Here is a 13,669-nt window from a genome sequence, read left to right on the forward strand (position 1 = left end):
GGAGGCCGAACAAAGAACGTGTCGCTCAGGGTCCGAGCCCCCGCATACGAGCTACGCGACCTGCACGGAGCTTCTCGCGCGGTCGCGTACCTCACGCTGGCCGCGGCACCGTACGTCTTCGTGACGTCGTACATCGACCCGGGCGTCAACCTGATCACCCTGATCGTCGCCGGGGTCATCAGCGTCCTGATGGCCTTCGCCAGTGTGCTGTGCTTTCGCCGGCCCACGGCCGTACCCCGGGTGAGCTGGTTCATCGCCCCGATCCTGGCCACCTCGGTGGTCGCCGGGTTGAACTTCGCCACCCACGACGCCTCCACCGGCTCGCAGCTCTTCTACCTCTGGCCCATCCTGTACGCGGCGAACTTCCTCAGCCGCCGCGTGCTCATCCTCAACCTGCTCCTGGTGTATGCGGGCGACGCGGCCACAGTGTTCGCGGTCCTCGGACCCCGGCGGGGCGCCTCCGACTGGGTCGCCATGGTGCTGGCCATGACGATGTCGGCCACGGTCGTGCAGAGCCTGCGGGCCCGCGCCGACCGGCTGCGCGACGTCCTGGAACGGCAGGCCAACGCCGACCACCTCACCGGCCTGGCCAACCGCCGCTACTTCGACGACGCGCTGGTCGCCGAGGGCGCCTGGGCGCGGCGGACCGACGGGTCCCTGGCCCTGCTCACGATCGACCTGGACCACTTCAAGGCCATCAACGACACCTTCGGCCACGCCGAGGGCGACCGGGTGCTGCAGGCCGTCGCCGACGCGATGCGCAAGGTCGCCGGCGAGACCGGCGTCGCGGCCCGGCTCGGCGGCGACGAGTTCGTCATGCTGCGGCGGATGGGACGCCGCGCCGCCGTGGGTGTCGCCGACGCCCTGCGCTCAGCGATCGCGGACCGCACCGACCTGCTGGGCGGCGCGCCCGGCGTGAGCATCGGCATCGCGGTGCTGCCCGGCGACGTGAGCACGGTCGAAGACCTGGTCGCCGCGTCGGACGCGGCCCTCTACGAGGCGAAGACGTCGGGCCGTGGCCGGGTGTCGGTGGCCGGCGAGCGCCACAACGTCGACCAGATGCCTAGCTTCGTTCCTGATCCGCGGCTCTGACCAGGCCGAGAATCTCCCGTCGCAACCGCGGGTACGGACCCCAGCCGTCCCGCAGCACATGGATGTAGATGGCCTCGAGCGCCACATCGATGCGCTGCACGAGCTCCTGATCGTCAGGCAGCCCCAGCCGCACAGCCCGGGCGAAATGATCGAGCGCCTCCATGTGCCGCCCCTGGTCGAAGGCACTGCGCCCGGCGTTCTCGTGCACCACGCTGCGCAGCAGCTCCGGCGCCTCGGAACTGGCGGCCTGCTCGAACAACCGGTCGGCCTCGGCGTAGTCCCCCCGCAACCGCAGCACATGCGCCAGCTCGGCCTGAGCGATGACAGTGGCCTGCACATCCCCGGCCGACTCGGCATGAGCCAGCGCCAGCCGGCTCGCGGCCGCGGCCATACCGAGCTCATCGAGCAGCCGGTAGACCTCGGCCCGCACACTGAGCAGCTCGGCCCGGGCAACATTGTCCTGCTCGTCGGCGAGCGGTCCGTCGAGCCGCTCACCGAGCTCCCGCAGCGCATCCCGGTCGTCGACGACCTCCCGCAGGGTGGCGCCGTCCAGCCGCCACCGGATCGCGGCCAGATCCTCCGGACCCAGGGGCTTGGGCCGGGCGGGGGCAGAGGGCTTGATCTCGGTGGGCTCCGGCCCGGGTACGAGCATCGCCTCGGCGGTCGCAGCACCGGGGTCCTCGCCGAGCGGCCCGTCGACGACCGGCTCCGGGTCGGTCACCTGATGCTGACCAGGCGTCTGCACCGCGATGGCCGACTGCGCAGGTCCGGGCGCCGGGAAGGCTCCGGCGGTCGACTCGGCCTCGCTCGGGCGGGTGGCTTCGCTCGGCTGAGTCGCCGGCTGGAGCCGGCCGCCCGGCTGGGTGGCTTCGCTCGGCTGGGACGCGGGGTGATGCCGACCGCCCGGCTGGGACTCCGGCGTGGCGGACGTCCGCTCCGGCGTCATGGTCGTCGCGGCGCCGACGATGCCGTTCATCAGGCCGGTGATGTCCAGGTTCAGCACGACCCCGTCGGCCGGCGGTGCGGGCGCTGAGCCGTTCTGGCCGTGGGCCGGGTTGGCCGAGGCGGCGGCTGACCGGGCGTCGACCGGCGGCGCGGGGACCGGGCCGGTTGAGCCGTTCTGAGCCGGGGCTGGGCCGGTTGAGCCGTTCTGGGCCGGGCCCGGGTCGGTTGGCCGGGCGTCGACCGGCGGCGCGGACGCGGGCGCCGGTTCGGCCTGGGCCGGGTGGCCGTGCCGCGGCGCCGACCCGTTCGACGCGGCGGCCTGGTCCTGCTCCGTTGATGTGTGGTGCGGCTCCGAACCCGGCTGCGGCGTCGGCGTGCCCTCGGCCGCGGCGTCGTCCTGCGCCGGCGCGCCGGCCTTCGGCTTGCCGCCGAACCAGGTGGGTCCGAGCTCCTGATCGGCGTACTTGCGCGGCTCCGACGGCCCGGAGGTGATCAGGCGACCGATCGGCGCGGCGTTCGCGGCGGGGTTCGGACCGGGCCGGGTGGCCGGAGGCACCGGTGAGACCGGCGTGGCACTGCCCGCACCGGCGTTCGGACTGCGTAGCGGCACGACCTCCGCGGCTGCGCCGGCAGCCTGCGGCGCGGCGGTGGGACGGCCGGCCGGCACCCCACCGGCGCGGAAGGCCGCCTCGGAGAGCTGTTTCGCCTGGGCCTGCCGGGCGAGTTCCGCGGCCCGGCGCTCTTCCTCGGCCTGCCGCGCGGCCTCGGCCTGCCGAACCGCTTCGGCGTGCTGATCCGCTTCGAGCTGGCGGGCAGCGATAGCCGCCTGGCGTACCGCTTCGGCCTGGCGGTCCGCCTCCTCCGCCTGGCGCGCTGCTTCGGCCCGGCGTGCGGCGTCGGCCTGGCGTGCCGCCTCGGCCTGCCGGGCAGCCGCTTCCGCCTGCCGCGCCGCGATTTCCGCTCGTCGCGCGGCCTCAGCCTGGCGTGCCACCTCGGCCTGGCGTGCCGCCTCGGCCTGCTGGGCGGCCGCTTCGGCCTGCCGGGCGGCGATCTGCGCCTGCCGCCTTGCTTCGGCCTGGCGCGCTGCTTCGGCCTGGCGCGCTGCTTCGGCCTGGCGCGCTGCCTCGGCCTGGCGTTCGGCGTCGGCCTGCCGTGCTGCCTCAGCTTGGCGTGTTGCTTCGGCCTGGCGTGCGGCTTCAGCCTGCCGGGCAGCTACCTGAGCCCGGTGCGCGACCTCGGCCTGGCGTGCCGCCTCGGCCTGCCGGGCTGCGTCGGCCTGGCGGGCTGCGTCGGCCTGGCGGGCTGCGTCAGCCTGCCGTGCCGCCTCGGCCTGGCGGGCTGCGTCAGCCTGGCGGGAAGCCTGCCGGGCGGCCTCGGCTTCACGCGCTGCCTCAGCCTGACGGGCAGCCTCGGCCTGGCGCGCTGCCTCAGCCTGGCGGGCGGCCTCCGCCTGCTGTGCGGCGGCCCGGCGAGCTGCTTCCTCTGACCGGTGCTGGACGGCGGGATCGCCGTGGCGCGGCTGCGGAGGCGCACCCATCGGGCGAACCGGCAGCACAGGCTCCCCCTGAGCCGGGCCGCTGCCGTGCCGAGGCTGACCGGGCCGGGCCTGAGTGCCGGGATCGGCGAGGTAGCCCTGCCCGGCCAGGTAACTCTGAGCAACCTGCTGCGGAACATCCCCCTCGGCCGGCCGCTGAGCGGGCACCTGGATCGCCCGGTCGGCGGGAGGCTGCTGCGGGCTGCGGTGCTGGCCCGGTACGTCGGCGTAGGCCGCCGGGTCGCCAGGGAAAGGATCGCTACCGGCGGGAGCAGGGGAGCCCGGCCGCACCATGCCGACCGTAGGCATCTCCGCCGGCGACATCGGGCCGCCGGTGCTGTGGCGAGCCGGAAGAACCTCACCCTCGACCGCCGCCGGCGGGACCGGCACCCCGGTGACGGGCCTGACCTGCGCGGGGATGCTGCTGACGGGCCGGTCGTACGCGGTGACAGCAGGCTGCGGCGAACCGACGGTCGGAGCGGTACGCGACGGCGGCCGCTGCGAAGGCGGTACGGCGGTCGGCGTACCCGTGGAGAGAATCATCGCGGTGCGCGGCCCACCGACGATCGGCGTCTCCGCGGTCGACCCGTCATCGAACGAAGCCCGGCTGCGCGTCCCGTTACCAGCCGGCGGATTGCCCGGCCCGGCCCGCCGCCCGCGCGGCGCCGCGAGGCGCGAGTCCGTGTCCTGCGGCGACGTGTACCGGGGATCGTGCACCGGCACACCACGCGGATCGGTTCCGCCGGGGCCGGGCGCCGCCGGGGAAAGCCCACCGTTCTGCGGCGCAGCAAGCCGCGGGTCCGTGGTGGCGGGTCCCGGCGCGGCGAACGCCTGAGGCGATACGAGCCGCGGGTCCTGCGGGTGCTGAGGCCGAGCGAGCCGCGGGTCGGTCTCGGCGCCTAGCGGTCGCTGGGGCGACACGAGCCGCGGATCTGTGTCGGCGAGCCCGGGCGTGGCGAACGCCTGAGGCGAGACCAGCCGCGGGTCCTGACCCGCCCCGGCACTCTGCGGATGCTGAGGCGCAACGAACCGGGAATCCTGCCCGGGCACAGCGCCCTGCGCGTCCGCCGGCGGCGAGAACCGCGGGTCGTGCACCGGAACGCCGCGCGGATCGGTCACGGCCGGGAAACCGTGCGCGGACGCGCCGTGCGGATCGTGGTGCTGTGCATCGCCGTCGGCCCACGGGGTGAAGGCCGCCGGGGTCTGCGGTCCCGCCGGGCTCTGCGGCGACTCACCGATCGCGGGCCGCCAGATGGGCGTGGGCGCGGACGGCGGGACCGGCGGAGGCGCGGCAGCCGGCATGACAGGCGGCCGGTTCCGCGGCTCCGCCGGGTTGACCGGCGGCGCTGCGGCAGCCCGCCGACCGGGCGGCGCCACGGCCCCGGGCCGGGAACCCGCTGAGGCCCCGGGCCGCGAACCGGCAGTGTCCGAATCGTGAACCGGCCCAGCCGGGCTGACGGGAGCCCGCCCGGCAACACCCGGCGCAGACCGCCTCTGATCAGGCGCAGACCGCCCCTGATCAAAGGCGGCGGGAGAAACCGGCGCGGCTTGGTCGAACGCAGCCGGGGAAACTGGCGCGGACCGGTCGAACGCAGCGGGAGAATCTGATGCGGCTCGGTCGAACGCGGCCGGACTGACCGGAGCCCGCCCCGCCGCAGCCGGCGACCCCGGCCGTACCTGATCGAACCCGGCCGGACTGACCGGCGTCTCATCCGTCACCCCGGACGACGACACGAACCCGACCCGCGGCCTACGCGGCCCACTACCGGGACCAGGCGCCGCCCGCCCTTGATCGAACGCAGCCGGAGCAGCACCCCCCGGCCGCCGCTCGAACCCGGCCGCCTCCGCCTGACCCTGATCGAACGCCGCCGGGCTCACGTCCGGCCGCCGCGTCCCGGGCGTCGCCGGCGCGGAGACCGCGGGTGCGGAGGCCGAAGCGGCCGGCGTCTTCGGCACGTTCGGCAGCGCGGGCGTCACCACCCGCGGCGTCGCGGTCTGCGGCGCCGCCTTGACCACCCGCGGCGTCGCCGGCGGGTCCGCCTTCTTGATCACGCGCGGCGGCGCGGGCGGCTTCGCCTTGCTCAGCACGCGCGGGACCACCGGCGGCGGGGCCTTGCTCAGCACCCGCGGGGTCTCGCCGTCCTCCGGCGTCTCCGGTTCCCCGGCCCTGGCCGCGGCCGGGCGGGGCGCCTCGGCGGCGGGCCGCTCGGACCACGGCTCGGCCGGGGCGATCCGCGACTCCTCATCCGGTACGGACGCAGCCGGCATGTCCCACGTGGTCCGCGACGGCCGGGGGTCCCGCCCCGGGGCGGCCCGGCGCTCGTAGGGGAGCAGGTCCTCCTCGCGCAGGTCGTCCACCAGCGGGTCGAAGCCCTGGTCGCGCCGCGGCCGGTAGAGGTCCGCCACGACCTCTTCCTCGGGCTCGTCCGGCACCGGCGGCGACACCCGGGCGCGTCCGCTGACCGGCTGCGGGATGTCGTCCCGGCGGCCGCGCCGGACCGGTTCGTCGGCCGGGGCGTCGTCCCAGCTCTCGATGACGCGGGAGCGGCGCGACGCGGTGTAGCGCTGCTGCTCCTCCCAGTCCCGCTCGTCGAAGTCGCGGTCGTCGTACTCGAGCTCATCGAAGTCCAGGCTGCGGCGCTGCCAGCCCTCGGCGCCGGGCGGCGAGACGGGGGCGGCGTCGAGGTCGGCCGGGGCGAACGCGGGGTCGTCGAGCCAGCCGGGGCGCTCACCGTCGAAGGCCTGCTTGATCCGCTTGTCGCGGTTCGGTGACCGTTGGTAGCCGTCCTGGCGGCGCTGGCGGCGGCGCTCGGCCAGTTCGTCGATGCCCGGATCGAGGGGGATCACCGGGTTTTGCGGGGCTTCGGGAATGTCGTCGAATTCGTCTTCTTCGACGTATCGGGCGCGGGCCGGGGGACGGCGGGTATCGGCGCCCCAGCGGGCGGCGACGGCGTCCGCGTACGGGTCCCGGGCGGTCGCGGTGGTGTCCCCGTACGGCCGTTTCGGGTTGTCGTCGTACTCGGATTCCCAGTATTCGTCGTCTTCGAAGCTCATCGGGTCACCCCGGTACGACCCGCGGCGGGGCACGACAGTGGCTGCGTCGCGTCGGCCCGCTGCCGCATCCGTACCCCCCGTTCTCGCTGCCGCGCACGCATCACCCGCGCCCGGTAGCCCTTCCCCCGCCGTACGAGATGGAAGGTTAACCACGGATTTGCGGGGAGCGCTACCGCCCGCGGGAGCGCTTCACCCGGCCGCCGGGCGCCCCTGCCGCCCGGAGCCGTCCCGGCGCCGCGGCCCGCCGGGAGAGTTCCGTCGACGGACAGTACGGATGCGGACGCCCAGCGGTTCATTGCCGGGAGCAGGAGAACACAAGGTTTTTGAGAATTGACGTTGAGTGACGGTGGCGGTGGCGGTACTTCCACATTCATGAACCGTTCTCATCGTTTCGCCGCTGTGGCAGGCCACGGAATTTAAGTCATTCTTAATGGCCCGCTGAGGAAAGGGCCGAAGAATGGCACGGTGGCGGCCGGGTCGTGCTCACTCAATGTGACCGTGGCGTGCGACACGTCGCGTGTTCACGGATCATGGCGGCCCGGGATGTCACGGTGGGAGCACGGGCCGGTCCGGCGCTGTGCCGGCCCGCGGCGCGCTGCCCGATGCGGCGGCGCGACCGGGATGTGACAGAAAGACGACACCGAACGGAAGGGGGCGGATCATGCCGCGCCTCGACCTCGGCGCCGTACGCGCCACCTGCCGGACGGCCCTGCGCCGTCTGGACTCCTGGACCCTGTCCACGATGAACTCCCCGGCCGGCGGCCGACGCCCCCGTTTGTAGGCCGCCATCCGCCGGGGCCCAGGAACGGCGGCGGGTGCACCCGCCGCCGTTTCGATCCAACCGGCCGAGCCCGGCCCATGAGGGCAGGGCCGCAAGAAAGTCCGGCGGCCCGGACCGGGTCGCGAGACGCGAATCGGCAGGGCCGGGCCGCCTGGAGCTGGCCGCTCGGAGCCGAGTGCCCCGAGCCGGTCGGCTTGTAGCCGCAAGCCCAGGGCGGGGCCGCCCATAACCGGCGGCCGGGAGCCGGGCCGCTCAGACTCGAGCCGCCTCACGGCCGGCCGCCTCACGGCCGGTCGTTCAGAACCGGCCGTCCCTGTTGAACGGTGCGACCGGCGCCGGCAGCGTCAGGCCCGCCCGCGACAGGTCGTGCAGCAACCGCGCCAGCTCCGCCCGGGGGAGGATCTCCAGCAGCTCCGGCTCGCGGTGCGGCACGTCCAGCGCCCGCGCCGCTTCCACCGCCCGCGCGCCGATCGCCGCCTCGACCGCCCACAGCCGCTGGGCCAGCATCGCGATGTGCGCCGAGCGGGTCAGTTCCTCGTGCAGTCGCAGCAGCCGGCGCAGGTCCGCGGCGAGTTGTTCGATCGGCGGCCCGAGTGGTTGCGGTTCCTCGGCGCGGCCGGGCCAGGCCTGGGCCAGGGCGGCCCACCAGCGCGGCGTGTAGATGACGATGGCGCCGATCAGGGTCGGCGTGACGGTGATGAGGGCGAGCTTCCCCACGTCGAGCAGGCTCACGGTGCAACTCCTTCAGCCCGCGTGCATGGACACCTCTCTGACGATCCGCTCGCCCGCGACCACCGTCAAGCCGGATTTGTGCGACTGCCTGAAGTGGATCTCCGCAGCTCAGCGGGTCCGGCCGCGGGCGACCAGGCGGGTGATCGGCATCGGCGGGGCCGGGATGTCCGGGCCGTCGTAGCCGCGGACCACGCCGTACGGGCCGCCGCCCGCGCGGTCCTCCCACGCCTGCCGGGCCGCCACGATCTCGTCGTGGTCACGGCCCACGAAGTTCCACCACATCACGAACCGTTCGGTGAACGGTTCGCCGCCCAGCAGCATCAGCCGCGTGTCCGGTCCGGCGGCCAGCCGCAGCTCGGTGCGCCCCTCGCCGAGATAGAGCAGCGGCCCGGGCTGGACCGGCACGTCCGCCACGGTCACCGCGCCGTCGATGACCAGCACCGCGTACTCGAAATCGGGCCGCAGGGGCAGGGTGGCCCGGCTCCCGGCAGTCAGGGTGACTTCCGCGCCCAGCAGGGGAGTGTCGCAGCGGGCGGGGGAGACCGCCCCGGCCAGGTCGCCCATGAGGACGGTCGCGGTGAGGCCGCCGTCGGTGAGCACCGGCAGCTGCGCGTGCTGGGTGAAGGCCGGCGGCCCGTTGCGGGTCGCGTCCGGCAGGGCCACCCAGAGCTGAACGCCCTGCAGGACGCCGCTGTGGGCGGCCGGGGTCTCCTCGGAGTGCGAGATGCCGCGCCCGGCGGTCATCAGGTTGAGCTGGCCCGGCCTGATCTCCTGCCGGCTGCCGAGGCTGTCGCGGTGCAGGATCTCCCCGGCGACCAGCCAGCTGACGGTCTGCAGCCCGATGTGCGGGTGCGGTCCGACGCGCATCCCGCGGGACCCGGCGAGCCGGTGCGGCCCGTACGCGTCCAGGAAGCACCACGCCCCGACCATCCGCCGGTGCTTGCTCGGCAGGGTCCGCGTCACCTCCAGCCCGCGCGGCCCGCCGAGGGCGACCGGGGTGGCGTCGAGGATCTCCACCCCGGCGGGGGACGTCGTCGCGTCAGGAATGCTCACCGTTGAAAGTTACCGCCGTTCCCGCGCTCAGCGGAGCGGCTCGCAGCAGGCTCGCGCCCAGCGCCACCAGAGCCAGGGCGAGCGGGGCAGTGACCGGCACGACCAGCAGTGTCGCCGTGCGGCCCTCCAGCAGCCCGCCGAACCCGACGATCGAGACGCCGAGCACGCCCAGCGTGCACATCGCCGCTCCGACCGCGGCCCGTGCGGGCGATCCCGTGGTGATCAGTGTGGGCCGGGGTGTGTCGAAGCGGCGGAAGGCCAGCACGAGGACGGCGGTGACCAGCCCGGCTGCGGCCAGCCACAGCGGCCGGGTGGCCCACCAGCCGGCCGATCCGGGTGTTCCGGCGGCCAGGCCGCGGGTCGCGAGCAGCACGAGGAACGCCGCCGTGAGGTGCCAGAGGAACGCGGTCATGGCCAGTCCGTTCGCCGCCACCACGGCCTGCCACACCCGGGCCCGGTCCAGCAGCCGGGTGGCGGGCCCGCGCATCAGCAGCACCAGTCCGGTCAGCCAGACCGCGTGGGCTGCCAGGGCCACGGTCGGCGGCGACATGTTGGACACCGTCTCGCCCGGGACACCGACCATCGAGATCGGGTACGGCCCCACGGTCGTCAGCAACACCACCGAACCGAGCCCGCCCCCGGCGAGCAGCAGGGCGAGCCGCCGGCCCCCGCGCTGCAGTGTCCCGTCGGCGTAGAAGAAGCCGAGCTGGTGCACGCCGGCCCAGACCACCAGCAGGTTGAGCACGGCGATCCGTGGGTGCCCGGCGAAGCGCAGCGCGTCCACGCCGATCGCCACGGTCAGCAGCACGATCGGCACCCTGACCCCGAAGCGCTGGTGCAGGCGCCACATCACCGGCGCCAGCGCGACGAGTCCCAGGTAGACGGCGAGGAACCACAGCGGCTGCACCGCCGTCCGGAGGGCCACCCGAGCCAGGCCCTGGTCCTGACCGGCCAGCGCCACGCCGAGGGCCAGCGCCAGCCACACCCCGAGGAAGACCGCGGTCGGCCGCAGCAGCCGGGCCGTGCGGGAGCGGGTGAAGTCCGCATAGCCGCCGCCGCGGCGCCGGATCGAGGCCAGCGCGGTCGCGTGGGCAAAGCCTCCGACCAGGAAGAACACCGGCATCACCTGCAACAGCCAGGTGACCGGCTGCAGCCGGGGCACCAGGGCCAGCAGGTTGGTGACGTGGATGCCGCCGTCCGCGCCGGGCACCGGTACGGCCATCAACCAGTGCCCGGCGATCACCACGCCGAGCGAGGCGACGCGGAGCAGGTCGACGTAGCGGTCGCGGCCGGGCGGGGTCGCTGCCGCGAGGGCCTCGGCGGAGGCGCCGGACACGGTGGTGGAGGTCATGGCCGATACCCTGCCGGGCCGGTGACCTGGGCGGATGGGTGCGCGTACTCAACTCGTTCCGGGTACCGGCGCTGACATCGCGCGCCGGCGGCAGTACGGTGGCCGCTGCTGCTCCGACCGGGAGGTGGACGTGCGTCCCGTACTCGCTGTCCTGCTCGTCGCGGCCCTGGCCGGCTGCGGCGCCGACGAGCCCGAGCCCGTCGCGAGCCCGCCCGGTGCCGCGACGCCCAGCGCCGCGTCCAAGCCCAGCGCCGCGTCGACGGCCGGGGCGGCGACGACACCCGGCGCCCCGCCCGCTGCCCGGGCCCCGGCGCAGTTGCCTCAGGGCGGCACCAAGATCTTCCCGGCGTACCGGGTCGTCGCCTACTACGGCACCGCGGGCAACAGCACCCTCGGTGTGCTCGGCGAGGGCAGCCCGGACAAGATGCTGCCGAAGCTGCGGGCCGCGGCCAAGCCGTTCGCCGGTGGCCGCAAGGTGCAGATCGCGTACGAGTTGATCGCCAGCGTCGCGCAGGCCGCCCCGGGCGCCGACGGCGACTACAGCCGGATGATCCCGCTCAGCCGCATCCAGCAGTACGTCGACCACGCCCGCCGGCACAAGGCCCTCGTCGTCCTGGACCTGCAGCCGGGCCGCGGCGACTTCCTGCCCCAGGCGCGGCAGCTGGAACGGTTCCTGGTGCAGCCGCACGTCGGGCTGGCCCTGGACCCCGAATGGCGGATGCCGAAGGGCAAGGTGCCGGGCAAGGCCATCGGGCGGGTCAGCGCGGCCGAGGTCAACCGCGTCTCCGCCTACCTGTCCGGACTCGTCGCGGCACACAAGCTGCCGGAGAAGCTGTTCGTGCTGCACCAGTTCCGGGCCTCGATGCTGCCGGACGTCGCCGGCATCACCGAGCGGCCCGGGCTGGCGCTGGTGCAGCACGTCGACGGCTTCGGCACCCGGGCCGAGAAGGACGCCACCTGGAACAGGCTGCGCCGCCCGCAGCAGTTCCACCTCGGCTACAAGCTGTTCTACGACGAGGACGTCAAGCGCTACCGGGCCGCCGACGTCCTGCGGTTCAAGCCCGTTCCGGAACTGGTGAGCTTCCAGTAGCGCCCAGGCTGGCCGAGCCCAGCACCCGGGTGATCGTCACCTCGATGACCACCCGCTGCGGGTTCGGCCGGGGCCGGCGGTAGCGCTCGGCGTAGCGGCGCTCGGCCTCGGCCACCGACTCCGGGTCGTCGCGGACCACCGCCCGGCCTTCGATCGTGCTCCAGCGGGGCCCGTCGACCTGGCAGATCGCCACCCGGTCGCCGCCGGCACGGATCTGCCGGACCTTGGCCGAGCCGCCGGAGGCGATCACCCGCAGCAGGCCCGCCGCGGGGTCGACGGTGGCGCCGACCGGCACGACGTGCGGGGAGCCGTCGGCCCGCAGCGTGGTCAGCGTGCAGAGATGCCGCTCGGTCCAGAACTCCAGGACCGCGGGCGAGGACAGGGACAAAGGGCCGCTCATGTCATCGCCTCCGCTGGCGCTCCGGCGATGACATTCGTCGGGCGCTGATTTGATGATTCGCTCGCAAGCCCGCTCATGCCTGCTCCGCCGGTAGGTGACCCTGGCGCACCGCGGCGACCAGGCGTTGGTGGTCGCTCTCGACCTGGTCCGCGTACGCGCGGGCGAACTTGCAGAGCATGTCGTCGAGCTTGTCGCTGCTGCCGATGTAACCGGCGATCATGGAGGCGCCGCTGGTCCGGGCATGACTCTTGGCGAGCAGGTAGCCGCAGATGCCGGCGTAGTCGCCCAGCGCGCCGGCGTTGATGTCCTCGACCAGGATCGCGCCCTTCATGTCGCGGAACTGCCGCACGTAGAACTGCAGCCGGCCCACGGTGGTCCAGCCCAGCAGCGGATCGCTGACCGTCTGCAGGGCCTGCTGGTACTCGACCACCCGCTGGCCCTGGTGCCGGTGCCAGGCGACCGAGCCGTGCTGGTGTCGCGCCACGACCGAGCGGCGGGCCTGCTTGAGCTGCAGGAACACCACGTCGTCGGGGCTGCTGCCCTCGCACAGCGCGACGTACGCCCGCAGCCCCACCGACCCCACGCCGACCACCTTGTGCGCGATGTCGACGATCCGGTAGCCGGCCAGGATGCGCGCCCAGTGCGGTGGCAGCGTGTTCAGATAGCCGTCCAGCGCCGCGGCCAGGTGGTCGAGCTCCTTGTCGCTCGGGCGGGTGATCAGCGGCGGCTCCTGCACCAGCCGCACCGTGCCGTCGCGGTGCTCGGTGAAGCGCGGCAGTGCCCGGTCACTGGTGCGCCGGCGGGCCCGGCGGGCGGCCCGTTCGATCTCGTCGCGGAAGCCCGGCTTGGTGGCCGCCCGGCGCAGGTCGTCCACGTCGAGGGCGGCGAACGAGCGGGCCAGCAGCGGCAGCTCGGCGAGGTGGCCGATCTGCTCGCGGTACTCCTCGACGCAGTGCTGCACCGCTTCGGCGCAGGCGTGCTCGCGGAAGCCGTTCTGCCGGCCGGCCACCCAGACGCTGGTGACCAGCCGGCGCAGGTCCCATTCCCAGGCGCCCGGGTGGGCCTCGTCGAAGTCGTTGAGGTCGAAGACCAGCTCGCGTTCCGGTGAGGCGTAGAAGCCGAAGTTGCCCAGGTGGGCGTCGCCGCAGATGACCGGGGCGATGCCGGTGTGCGGCAGGCGGGCGAAGTCGTCGGCCATGATGTTGGCCGAGCCGCGCAGGAACGCGTACGGGGAGGCGGTCATGCGGCCCACGCGGACCGGGACGAGCCAGGGCAGCCGGCCCTCGTGCGCCGCGACGATCTGCTCGACGGGGTCGACGCGCTCCGGCGCCGGGGTCCAGTGGGCGAGATCGGAGCGGGGGGACCGCTCGCGCAGGGAGCGGCCCAGCCCGTACCGCTCGGCGCGCGAAGGGGCGGACTTGCGCAGCGACGCGAAGCCGTGGTCACGACGGGGGTCGAGGCTGACGGGGCCGCTCGGCGGCGGGGAAAACGGTGCTGCGTCCATCACCGCCGAGCGTACGGGTCCGCCCCGGATCGGGCGCACAGGGCTGTTGACGCTGGTCTTGTTATCGCTAACAATGACCGTCGGGCCCACACTCCGGGACACCCACGGCATGGTGGTGCGCTACGGGATGAGG

The 13,669-nt window shown here is 74.3% G+C and carries 8 protein-coding genes; 2 read left to right on the forward strand and 6 right to left on the reverse strand.

Annotated elements, in window-relative coordinates:
- The first annotated feature begins 18 nt into the window (after window positions 1-18).
- The gene (locus Aau02nite_RS16620; protein WP_212989324.1) at window positions 19-1,092 is read left to right on the forward strand and encodes a GGDEF domain-containing protein; all 1,074 of its coding nucleotides are present in this window, start codon (window positions 19-21) and stop codon (window positions 1,090-1,092) included.
- Here Aau02nite_RS16620 and Aau02nite_RS16625 read toward each other — a convergent pair.
- The 4 genes from Aau02nite_RS16625 to Aau02nite_RS16640 form a co-directional block, all read right to left on the reverse strand.
- A complete protein-coding gene (locus tag Aau02nite_RS16625) occupies window positions 1,064-6,625 on the reverse strand; it encodes a tetratricopeptide repeat protein (protein ID WP_212989325.1) in 5,562 nt (1,853 codons plus the stop codon). The genes Aau02nite_RS16620 and Aau02nite_RS16625 overlap by 29 nt on opposite strands.
- Before the next feature lie 1,078 nt (window positions 6,626-7,703).
- A complete protein-coding gene (locus tag Aau02nite_RS16630) occupies window positions 7,704-8,138 on the reverse strand; it encodes a hypothetical protein (RefSeq protein ID WP_212989326.1) in 435 nt (144 codons plus the stop codon).
- Between the two features lie 108 nt (window positions 8,139-8,246).
- Window positions 8,247-9,191 (reverse strand): pirin family protein, encoded by a 945-nt coding sequence (locus Aau02nite_RS16635; RefSeq protein WP_246595200.1) that lies wholly within the window; start codon window positions 9,189-9,191, stop codon window positions 8,247-8,249.
- On the reverse strand, window positions 9,178-10,542 hold the full coding sequence (locus tag Aau02nite_RS16640) for an acyltransferase family protein (protein ID WP_212989327.1): 1,365 nt from the start codon (window positions 10,540-10,542) through the stop codon (window positions 9,178-9,180). Before Aau02nite_RS16640 ends, Aau02nite_RS16635 begins: the two co-directional genes overlap by 14 nt.
- 130 nt (window positions 10,543-10,672) lie before the next feature.
- Here Aau02nite_RS16640 and Aau02nite_RS16645 point away from each other — a divergent pair, with 130 nt between their 5' ends.
- Window positions 10,673-11,632: a hypothetical protein gene (locus tag Aau02nite_RS16645; protein WP_212989328.1), complete on the forward strand. Its 960-nt coding sequence runs from the start codon at window positions 10,673-10,675 to the stop codon at window positions 11,630-11,632.
- On the opposite strand, the gene Aau02nite_RS16650 is transcribed toward Aau02nite_RS16645, so the two are convergent.
- Together Aau02nite_RS16650 and Aau02nite_RS16655 are read right to left on the reverse strand one after the other, a co-directional pair.
- Window positions 11,598-12,032 carry a pyridoxamine 5'-phosphate oxidase family protein gene (locus Aau02nite_RS16650; RefSeq protein WP_212989329.1) on the reverse strand — a complete coding sequence of 145 codons (435 nt, stop codon included), beginning with the start codon at window positions 12,030-12,032 and terminating at the stop codon, window positions 11,598-11,600. The genes Aau02nite_RS16645 and Aau02nite_RS16650 overlap by 35 nt on opposite strands.
- 73 nt (window positions 12,033-12,105) lie before the next feature.
- Window positions 12,106-13,536 carry a DUF2252 domain-containing protein gene (locus Aau02nite_RS16655; protein ID WP_212989330.1) on the reverse strand — a complete coding sequence of 477 codons (1,431 nt, stop codon included), beginning with the start codon at window positions 13,534-13,536 and terminating at the stop codon, window positions 12,106-12,108.
- Window positions 13,537-13,669: the final 133 nt, after the last annotated feature.

It is taken from the genome of Actinoplanes auranticolor (assembly GCF_018332655.1).
In the GTDB taxonomy this organism is placed as follows: Bacteria; Actinomycetota; Actinomycetes; order Mycobacteriales; family Micromonosporaceae; genus Actinoplanes; species Actinoplanes auranticolor.